This is a genomic window from Streptomyces adustus (genome assembly GCF_009377175.1).
GTDB lineage: Bacteria > Actinomycetota > Actinomycetes > Streptomycetales > Streptomycetaceae > Streptomyces > Streptomyces adustus.
Window position 1 is genome coordinate 1 of the sequence record NZ_VJZD01000323.1, and the last position, 9,012, is coordinate 9,012.

Here is a 9,012-nt window from a genome sequence, read left to right on the forward strand (position 1 = left end):
CCGACGCCCCCGCCACCTGCGAGGTGCCGCACTTCGCTCCGGTGCGCATCCGCGGCGCCCGGCACCGGCTGCACCGGCTCGTACGGCACCGGGAGCGGGCCCTCGCGCTGGGCATCGCCGTCACCGCGGCCGCGCTCGTGGCGGCCGGCCCCCAGGGCATCGAGCGGGCCCGCGGCCGCCCCGAGGAGGCCGCGCCCGGGAAGCCGGCCGACGGCGATCCCGCCGGACAGCGCCGCGCCGTCGAGACGGTGACGGCACCGGTGCGGATCGCCGACGCGGCAACCGTCCGGCTGCTGCGCCCCGGCGACCGCGTCGACGTCATCGCCGCCGGCCCGGCGGCCACCGGCGGGGACGCCCGGGTGGTCGCCCGCGGCGCGCTGGTGACACGGGTCCCCACGCCGGTGGACCCGCCGCCCGAGGGCGGCGCCCTGGTGGTGCTCTCCTTGGAACGCGCCACCGCGGCCCGTCTGGTGGGAGCCGCCACCACCGAACGGCTGGCGGTGACACTGTGCTGAGGCACGCCGCTCATGGCCAAAACCCGCCAAGTCCCTCTTCCGAGGCACCCGATGAGGCAGGGCCCATCCGCTCTGCCGTAGGTTGCGGAGCGCTTTGTTCCACAGCCTGTGTACGCGAGAAGAGGGCCTTAGGTGAGCGAGAAGAAGCAACCGAGTGTCTGGCAGGGCTTCAAGGCCTTCCTGATGCGCGGAAACGTCGTCGACCTGGCAGTGGCGGTGGTGATCGGTGCCGCCTTCACCAACATTGTCAACTCGCTGGTGAAGGGCATCATCAACCCGCTGGTCGGCGCGATCGGCACGCAGAACCTCGATGCCTACAGTTCGTGCCTGAGCGAGTCCTGCAAGGGCAACCAGGGCATCCAACTGCTGTGGGGGTCGGTCCTCGGCGCCACCCTGACGTTTCTGATCACCGGCGCGGTCGTGTACTTCCTCATGGTGCTGCCGATGTCGAAGTACCTGGCCCGGCAGGAGGCCCGCAGGAAGGCGCGGCAGGGCACGCACGAGGTCATCGAGGTGACCGAGCTGGAGGTGCTCAAGGAGATCCGCGACGCCCTGGTCGCACAGCGCGGCCCCGGCTACAACGGCCCCTCGCACCGCGGTTACGACGGACGCCAGTAGGGCCGTCCCTCACGCGGGCGGCGGTCGGCGGCCCTGACCAGGATCAGATGTGGTGGGGCGGCTTCTCGTCGAGGAAGCGCTTCAGGTCGGCCGCGCTGTCGCCGTCCGTGCGCGGCCGTTCGCCCCAGCCGCGGTCCGTGTCGTCGGCGGACGGCCGGTCCAGCGGGTCGTCGAAGATCAGCGCGGCCTTCGGGTCGCGCGGCTCGGGGGCGGATTCGGTCGTCATGCCTCCAGGGTACGGCCCTGGAGGCACCCGCCCGCCGTGCCCGCGACGCCTGCCGGTGCGGGGCCGTACGGGAACTTTCCGGACGCATCTGCTGTGCTTGGGCGCATGACCTCCAGCCCGGCCCCGCGGCCCACGCCCCCAAGACCGCCGAGCGGCCTCGTCGCACGCAGCCGCGACGAGACCCACCGGGTCGCCTCCCCGCTCGAACTCTTCTTCGACCTGTGCTTCGTCGTGGCCATCGCGCAGGCGGGCGCCGAGCTGGTGCACGCCCTGGCGGAGGGGCACGTCGGACAGGGCGTCCTGAACTACGCGATGGTCTTCTTCGCCATCTGGTGGGCGTGGATGAACTTCACCTGGTTCGCCTCGGCCTACGACAACGACGACGCCCTCTACCGGATCGTCACCCTCGTCCAGATCTCCGGTGTCCTGGTGCTGGCCGCCGGGGTGACACGAGCCTTCGAGCACCATGACTGGACCGTCGTCTACCTCGGCTACGTGATCATGCGGCTGGCGATGGCCGCGCAGTGGCTGCGGGTGGCGCGGACCGCCGAGGGCGCCGAGCGGGGCACCGCGCTGCGGTACGCGGGAGGCGTGCTGGTCTGCCAGGTCGGCTGGACGGCTCTGGTCTTCCTGCCGGAACACGCCCGTACCTGGCTGTTCCTGGTGATGGTGATCGCGGAACTGTGCGTGCCGGTCTACGCGGAGCGGGCCTTCGCCACGAGCTGGCACCCGCACCACATCGCCGAACGGTACGGCCTGTTCACGATCATCGTGCTCGGCGAGACGGTCGCCGCGGCCACGGTCGCGGTGAAGACGGCCGTGGGCGAGCACGACGCGCTGGGCGAGTTGCTGCCGATCGCGGCCGGCGGTCTGCTGATCGTGTTCTGCGCGTGGTGGATCTACTTCGTGGTGCCGATCCACGGTCATCTGCACACCAACAGAGAGTCGTTCCTCTGGGGCTACGGCCACTACCTGATCTTCGCCTCGGCGGCCGCGATCGGCGCCGGCCTCGAACTGGCCGTGGAACAGACGGTGGGCCAGGCGCACATCTCCGCCCTGGCCGCCTCGGCCGCCGTGACGCTGCCCACGGCCCTGTACCTGGTCACCCTGTGGTCGCTGCACGCACGGCACTTCAAGGTGGGCATCGCCCAGCAGGCGGTGCTGCCCACCACGGCACTGCTGGTGATCTGCTGCACCTTCCTCGGCGAGTGGGCGGTGCTCGCGACGGGTCTGGTGTCGGCGCTGGGGGTGGCGATCGGCTCGACACTGGCGGCCCGTATGCACACCGGACCGGGCCAGGAGGCGGGGGCCGCCCCGACCGCGTGACACCCCCGGACCCCGCCACGCCTGACGCCCCGTCCGGCACCACGCACCGCCCCCGGCCCGACGGCACGGGTGCCGCGGTGCGCGAAGCGGCCCGCGGGACGGCGGGCGGAGCGACACTGATCCCCATGACAGTGGACGCTTTGACCGACGTGGCCGGTGTGCGGGTGGGGCACGCGACGCGCACCGGCGAGGGGTGGCTCACCGGCACCACGGTCGTGCTCGCCCCGGAGGGCGGGGCGGTCGCCGCCGTGGACGTGCGCGGCGGCGGCCCCGGCACCAAGGAGACCGACGCCCTCGACCCGCGCAACCTGGTGCAGCGGGTCGACGCGATCGTCCTGACCGGCGGCAGTGCGTACGGGCTCGACGCGGCGTCGGGGGTGATGGCCTGGCTGGAGGAGCAGGGGCGCGGGGTTCCCGTGGGGACGGATCCGGCGCACGTCGTGCCGGTGGTGCCCGCCGCCTGTGTCTTCGACCTGGGGCGGGGCGGCTCCTTCCGGGCCAGGCCGGACGCGGCCACCGGGCGGGCCGCGGTCGAGGCGGCCGCGGCGACCGCACCCGGCGCCCCGGTGCCCGAAGGGTGCGTGGGCGCCGGCACCGGAGCGGCGGCCGGGGCGCTCAAGGGCGGGATCGGCACCGCGAGCGCCGTCCTGGAGTCGGGGATCACGGTGGCCGCGCTGGTGGTGGCCAACGCGGCGGGCTCGGTGCTGGATCCGGAGACCGGCGTGCTCTACGGGGAGTTCTTCCAGGGGCGCGTGGACTATCCGTCTGCGCAGGTGCACAGGGCCGCGCGCCTGCGCCTCGCCGAGGCCGCGCGCGCGAACACGCCCCCGCCGCTGAACACGACGCTCGCGGTGGTCGCCACGGACGCCCGGCTGTCGAAGGCCCAGGCGCAGAAGCTGGCGGGCACGGCCCACGACGGGATCGCGCGCGCCGTACGGCCGGTGCATCTGCTCCACGACGGGGACACCGTGTTCACGCTGGCGACGGGAGCGCGCCCGCTCGACGGCGAGCGCCCGCGCGCCCTGAACGAGCTCCTCGAAGCGGGCGCGGACCTCGTGACCCGGGCGATCGTGCGTGCCGTCCGGGCAGCCGGGTCGGTGGACGGACCGGGGGGCGCGTGGCCGTCGTACGAGACGCTGTACGGGACGGAGGGCGGCCGGGGGCGCTGACGGCACCGGCGCCGGCGTCGGCGTCGGCGTCGGCGTCAAAATCGCCTGGCTCCGGATGAGTTGATGACGAGCACCTCATCGGATTGTCCCTGTTCTGTCACGTGACGCCGTTCCGGGCGACGGCCGGGAACCCCTGTCGCGCCGGGTCACTCCTTCTCCACGTATGTGAGCGGAACCCGTACACCACACAGACCTGGAGAAGATCGTGACAACGCCGGAGAAGTCAGCGCGGCGCGTACTGGGGGCCTGTGCCGCCCTGATCGTCGGCGCCCTCACCCTCACCGCCTGCGGCGGCGGCGCCAACGCCGCGACCGGGGACGACAAGGGCGGCACGAGCGCCCCCAGGACGTCCACGGCGAAGATCGCCATCTCGGCCGCGGACGGCTCGACCGGCGCGTCGATCAACTCGACCGGCGTGCGGGTCAGCGGCGGCACCCTGACCGACGTGAAGATGACGGTCGCGGAGACCGGGCAGGCCGTGGACGGCGCCCTGTCCGCCGACGGCGGCAGCTGGAAGCCGAAGGACCGGCTGGAGCGCGGGACCAAGTACCGGATATCGGCGACCGCGAAGGACTCGGGCGGCCGTACCTCCGCCGCGAACTCCGTCTTCACCACCGTCTCGTCGGCGAACAGCTTCATCGGCACGTACACGCCCGACAACGGCACGACGGTCGGCGTCGGGATGCCGGTGTCGTTCACCTTCGACAAGGCCATCACCGACACGAAGGCCGTCCAGTCGCACATCAAGGTCACCTCCAGCAGCGGGCAGCAGGTGGTCGGGCACTGGTTCGGCGCGCAGCGGCTGGACTTCCGCCCCGACCAGTACTGGAAGGCCGGCTCCAAGGTCACGATGAACATCGACCTGGACGGCGTGCAGGGCGCGAACGGCGTCTTCGGGGTGCAGAAGAAGACCGTCACCTTCACCGTCGGCCGTTCGCAGGTCTCCACGGTCGACGTCGACACGGAGACCATGACGGTGGTCCGCGACGGCCAGACCCTCAAGACGGTCCCGATCTCCTCGGGCAGCCCGGAGCACACCACGTACAACGGCCAGATGGTGATCTCCGAGAAGTTCACGGAGACCCGGATGGACGGATCGACGGTCGGCTACGGCGGCGAGTACGACATCTCGGACGTGCCGCACGCGATGCGCCTGACCAACTCCGGCACCTTCGTCCACGGCAACTACTGGTACAACAAGTCCGCCCCGCCCTTCGGGCAGACCGGCACCAGCCACGGCTGCGTGGGACTCCAGGACGTGCAGGGCGCCCAGGGGGACACGCCCGCCAAGTGGTTCTACGACAATTCGCTCATCGGGGACGTCGTGGTCGTCCGGAACTCCCCCGACAAGACCGTCGCGCCGGACAACGGACTCAACGGCTGGAACATGCCGTGGGACGAGTGGACCGCGGGCAGCGCCGTCTGACGGGGTCCGCCCGCCGGGACTGTCCGTCCAGAACTCCCTTGTGACCAGCGGATTTTGACGATCCGGCGAGCCGTGCGGGAACCATCCGCGCGGCCCGCGCGTTTTCCCGGCGTACGTTTTCCCGGTTCCCGGACATGATGTCCGACCGAGGGGCTACGGTATGCACCCACAAGGTGACATGCAGCAACGCCAGGAGAAACCTTGAGCGTTCCGTACGAGACCGCAGCGTACGAACCACCCGAGTCGCCCGAGTCTCCGGAAGAGCACCTCGCGCGACTCCTCGGTCGTGCCCTGAACTCCTTCGAGCTGCCCGACGAGGTGATCCGCCGTCTGGACTGCGCGCTGGCGCACGACAGTTCGCTGCACTCCGCGCACCACAGCGCGGGGCTGCACCGCGAGACCTACCGGCACGCCTGGCTGCTCGCCGACGGCTCGGCGCTGACGCTGTGGGAGCTCGTCCACAACACCGCGCCGGGCAGCGACCCGCACCACGAGGTGTACGTCGACGAGGAGGAGCTGCGCACCGCCACCTCCCGGCTGTCCTTACCGCCGGACGCCCCCGACTTCGAACTGCCGGTGCTGGTGCAGCTCTCGCCGATCCCCCAGCCGCGGCACGCGTACACGCCCGACGACTCGGCGGACCACGCGCGCCGGCTGCTGCGCCGGGCGGAGAACCCGGACCGTCCGGGCGCGGAGACGGCCGAACTGCTGGCGTCGGCGTTCGCCCACCAGATCACCCAGGCCTTCGGCCGCCCCTGCCGCGCGGGCCGGGTCGGCCTGTGCTTCGCGCTCTACGAGCACGCGTTCCTGCTGCGGGACGGGCGGGAGATCGCCCTGTGGGAGGTCGAGCACACGGAGACGCCCGACGGCCGGCACATGTGCGAGGTCTACCCGAGCGAGGACGCGGCCCGCGAGGCGATGGAACGACGCGCGGCACGCCGCTCCTGACGGACACGGCGAAGCCCGCCGGGAGCCGCCCCGCCCGGGGGTCCGGCCCGCCCGGTCAGCGACCCGTGCCGAATCGCCTGACCAGGCCCGCGAAGGCGTCCTCCTCCGCCGGGGTCAGCTCCACGGACTCCAGCTGCGGGCCCGACTGCCGCTGGGCCGGAAGCCCGGACAGCACGGAGGGCGCGGGCAGCACCGGGAGGGCGACCAGGTCGGCAGGGCCGGAACGCCACCCGGAAACCCCGCCGCGGCTGTCGTCGTGACCGCGGCGCAGGACGCGGGTCAGGCACATCACCCAGACGACCGCCGCCGCCAGAGCCAGGACCGCCACACCGGCCAGCTGAGGGATCGAGAGATGCTCGGACATGCGGTCCAGTAGACACCAGCGGCCACGTATCAGGCCCGTACCGTGACGCATCTCGCAGATACGGCAGTTGCGGCGGTTGCGACAGAAGAAGCGATTACGACAGTCGGGGACGGTAACCGACGGTTGCGATGGATCGCCACAGACAGGCGCCGATCAACTCACAGCACCGCAAAGGGACATGCGGACGGCCGTCCGTGCGTGCTCTTACGCCGCCACCGGCTGCTTGCGCCGCGCCCCCGCCGTCGCCTCGCCCGAAGTCCGCGCCGCCGGGTCCTCGGTGAGCGGTGCGCGCAGGCCCTTGAGGAGGACGACCAGAGCCGTCGTGACGCAGACGCCCGCGGCGAGGGCGACCAGGTACAGCAGCGGGTTGCCGATCAGCGGCACCACGAAGATGCCGCCGTGCGGGGCGCGCAGGGTGGCGCCGAAGGCCATCGACAGCGCGCCGGTGACCGCGCCGCCCGCCATCGCGGACGGGATGACCCGCAGCGGGTCGGCCGCCGCGAACGGGATCGCGCCCTCGGTGATGAAGGAGGCGCCCAGGACCCAGGCGGCCTTGCCGTTCTCCCGCTCGGTCTGGGTGAAGAGCCGGCCGCGCACGGTCGTGGCCAGCGCCATCGCCAGCGGCGGCACCATGCCGGCCGCCATCACGGCCGCCATGATCTTCATGGCCGAGTCGCTCGGGGCGGCGACCGCGATACCGGCGGTGGCGAAGGTGTAGGCGACCTTGTTGACCGGACCGCCGAGGTCGAAGCACATCATCAGGCCGAGCAGCCCGCCGAGCAGGATGGCGTTGGAGCCGGTGAGGTGGTTCAGCCAGTCGGTCATGCCCTTCTGCGCGGCGGCGATGGGCTTGCCGATGACCACGAACATCAGGAATCCGACGATCGCCGCGGAGATCAGCGGGATCACGACCACCGGCATGATGCCGCGCATCGCGGCCGGGACCTTCACCCGCTGGATCGACAGCACCACGCCGCCGGCGATCAGACCGGCCGCGAGACCGCCGAGGAAGCCCGCGTTGATGGTCAGCGAGATCGCGCCGCCGACGAATCCGGGGACCAGGCCGGGGCGGTCGGCCATGCCGTAGGCGATATAGCCGGCCAGCACCGGGACCAGGAAGCCGAAGGACACGACGCCGATCTGGAAGAGCAGCGCGGCCCAGCTGTCCGTCTGGGTCCAGACGAAGTGGTCCATGACCGACGGCGCCTTGTTGATCTTGTAGCCGCCGATCGCGAAGCCGAGGGCGATCAGCAGACCGCCCGCGGCGACGAACGGGACCATGTAACTGACGCCGCTCATCAGCCAGGTGCGCAGCTTGGTGCCGTAGCCCTCGGCGGCGCCGCCGGCCCGCTCGACCGGCGTGCCGGCACCGGTGCCGTCCGCGGCGGCCGGCGCGGTGGCCTCGCCGCGTTCGGCCTTGCCGCGGACCTCGGCGATGAGCTCGGCGGGGCGGTTGATGCCCGCCTTCACGCCGACGTCGACGGTCGGCTTGCCGGCGAAGCGGTCCTTGTCGCGTACGGGGACGTCGTGCGCGAAGATCACGCCGTCCGCCGCGGCGACGACCGCCGGGTCGAGCCGGACGAAGCCGGCCGAACCCTGGGTCTCGACGACGACCTCGACGCCCGCCTCGCGGCCCGCGCTCTCCAGCGACTCGGCCGCCATGTAGGTGTGCGCGATCCCGGTGGGGCAGGAGGTGACGGCGACGATACGGAACGGGCGCTCGCCCGCGTCGGCGGCGCCGTCCGTGGCGGTCGGCGCCGAGACCGTCGTACCGCTGCCCGCCGTGGCGTCGGCGGAGGCCGCCACCGGTGCCACGGCGGTGCCCTGGGAGGTGGGCTCGTCGGCCCCGGCGTCCGCGTGGGCGCCGTCGGACGGCTTCCCGATGTCGGCCGGAGTCTTCTCGCCGCGGATGAGCGCGGCCGCGTCCGCCGCGTCCCCTGCCGACCGCAGCGCGGTGGTGAACTCGTCGTTCATCAGCTGCCTGGCCAGCGAGGACAGGATGGTCAGATGGGCGTCGTCGGCACCGGCCGGCGCCGCGATCAGGAAGATCAGGTCGGCCGGGCCGTCCGCCGCGCCGAAGTCGATCCCGGCCGGGCTGCGCCCGAAGGCGAGCGTCGGCTCGGTGACGTGCGTGCTGCGGCAGTGCGGGATGCCGATGCCGCCGTCGAGCCCGGTGGGCATCTGCGCCTCGCGGGCGGCGACATCGGCGAGGAAGCCGTCCAGGTCGGTCACCCGGCCCCGGGCGACCATGCGCTCGGCGAGGGCGCGTGCCGCCGCTTCCTTGGTGTCGGCGGACAGGTCGAGGTCGACCAGGTCCGCGGTGATCAGGTCGCTCATCGCGGGCTCCTTCGCACGCGTATCGCCCGGGAGGTGAACCGGACGCGCTGGGGGACGGGGGTGCTGTGGGAAAAGGCGGGGGC

Annotated in this window: 9 protein-coding genes; 6 read left to right on the top strand and 3 right to left on the bottom strand. The window is 72.4% G+C overall.

The window, feature by feature from the left end:
• A partial coding sequence (locus FNH09_RS47350) for a CpaB family protein (protein WP_238427420.1) occupies window positions 1–515 on the top strand: 515 nt, incomplete at its 5' end.
• A 132-nt stretch (window positions 516–647) separates the two neighbouring features.
• Entirely contained in the window at window positions 648–1,133 is a 486-nt protein-coding gene (mscL, locus tag FNH09_RS41825; RefSeq protein ID WP_162469900.1) for a large conductance mechanosensitive channel protein MscL, read from the top strand.
• 43 nt (window positions 1,134–1,176) lie between these two features.
• Here mscL and FNH09_RS41830 read toward each other — a convergent pair whose 3' ends face one another.
• On the bottom strand, window positions 1,177–1,359 hold the full coding sequence (locus FNH09_RS41830; RefSeq protein WP_152895089.1) for a hypothetical protein: 183 nt from the start codon (window positions 1,357–1,359) through the stop codon (window positions 1,177–1,179).
• A gap of 105 nt (window positions 1,360–1,464) precedes the next feature.
• On the opposite strand from FNH09_RS41830, the gene FNH09_RS41835 reads away from it, so the two are divergent.
• The 4 genes from FNH09_RS41835 to FNH09_RS41850 all read left to right on the top strand — a co-directional run bounded on the left by FNH09_RS41835 (window position 1,465) and on the right by FNH09_RS41850 (window position 6,228).
• Entirely contained in the window at window positions 1,465–2,685 is a 1,221-nt protein-coding gene (locus FNH09_RS41835; RefSeq protein WP_152895090.1) for a low temperature requirement protein A, read from the top strand.
• 125 nt (window positions 2,686–2,810) lie between these two features.
• The gene (locus tag FNH09_RS41840; RefSeq protein ID WP_152895091.1) at window positions 2,811–3,854 is read left to right on the top strand and encodes a P1 family peptidase; all 1,044 of its coding nucleotides are present in this window, start codon (window positions 2,811–2,813) and stop codon (window positions 3,852–3,854) included.
• 205 nt (window positions 3,855–4,059) lie between these two features.
• Entirely contained in the window at window positions 4,060–5,280 is a 1,221-nt protein-coding gene (locus FNH09_RS41845; protein WP_162469901.1) for an Ig-like domain-containing protein, read from the top strand.
• A 201-nt stretch (window positions 5,281–5,481) separates the two neighbouring features.
• Complete coding sequence (locus FNH09_RS41850) at window positions 5,482–6,228, top strand: DUF6227 family protein (RefSeq protein WP_152895093.1); 747 nt, start codon at window positions 5,482–5,484, stop codon at window positions 6,226–6,228.
• A 55-nt stretch (window positions 6,229–6,283) separates the two neighbouring features.
• Here the strand turns inward: FNH09_RS41850 and FNH09_RS41855 are convergent, their stop codons facing one another.
• Together FNH09_RS41855 and FNH09_RS41860 are read right to left on the bottom strand one after the other, a co-directional pair.
• Entirely contained in the window at window positions 6,284–6,592 is a 309-nt protein-coding gene (locus FNH09_RS41855) for a hypothetical protein (RefSeq protein WP_152895094.1), read from the bottom strand.
• 204 nt (window positions 6,593–6,796) lie between these two features.
• A complete protein-coding gene (locus FNH09_RS41860; RefSeq protein WP_152895095.1) occupies window positions 6,797–8,929 on the bottom strand; it encodes a PTS fructose transporter subunit IIABC in 2,133 nt (710 codons plus the stop codon).
• Between the last annotated feature and the right edge of the window lie 83 nt (window positions 8,930–9,012).

What these genes read in the sequence shown, in the direction of transcription:
- FNH09_RS41830 (WP_152895089.1), bottom strand. Translation starts at nt 1,359, where the DNA reads ATGACGACCGAATCCGCCCCCGAGCCGCGCGACCCGAAGGCCGCGCTG.
- FNH09_RS41835 (WP_152895090.1), top strand. Translation starts at nt 1,465, where the DNA reads ATGACCTCCAGCCCGGCCCCGCGGCCCACGCCCCCAAGACCGCCGAGC.
- FNH09_RS41840 (WP_152895091.1), top strand. Translation starts at nt 2,811, where the DNA reads ATGACAGTGGACGCTTTGACCGACGTGGCCGGTGTGCGGGTGGGGCAC.
- FNH09_RS41855 (WP_152895094.1), bottom strand. Translation starts at nt 6,592, where the DNA reads ATGTCCGAGCATCTCTCGATCCCTCAGCTGGCCGGTGTGGCGGTCCTG.
- FNH09_RS41860 (WP_152895095.1), bottom strand. Translation starts at nt 8,929, where the DNA reads ATGAGCGACCTGATCACCGCGGACCTGGTCGACCTCGACCTGTCCGCC.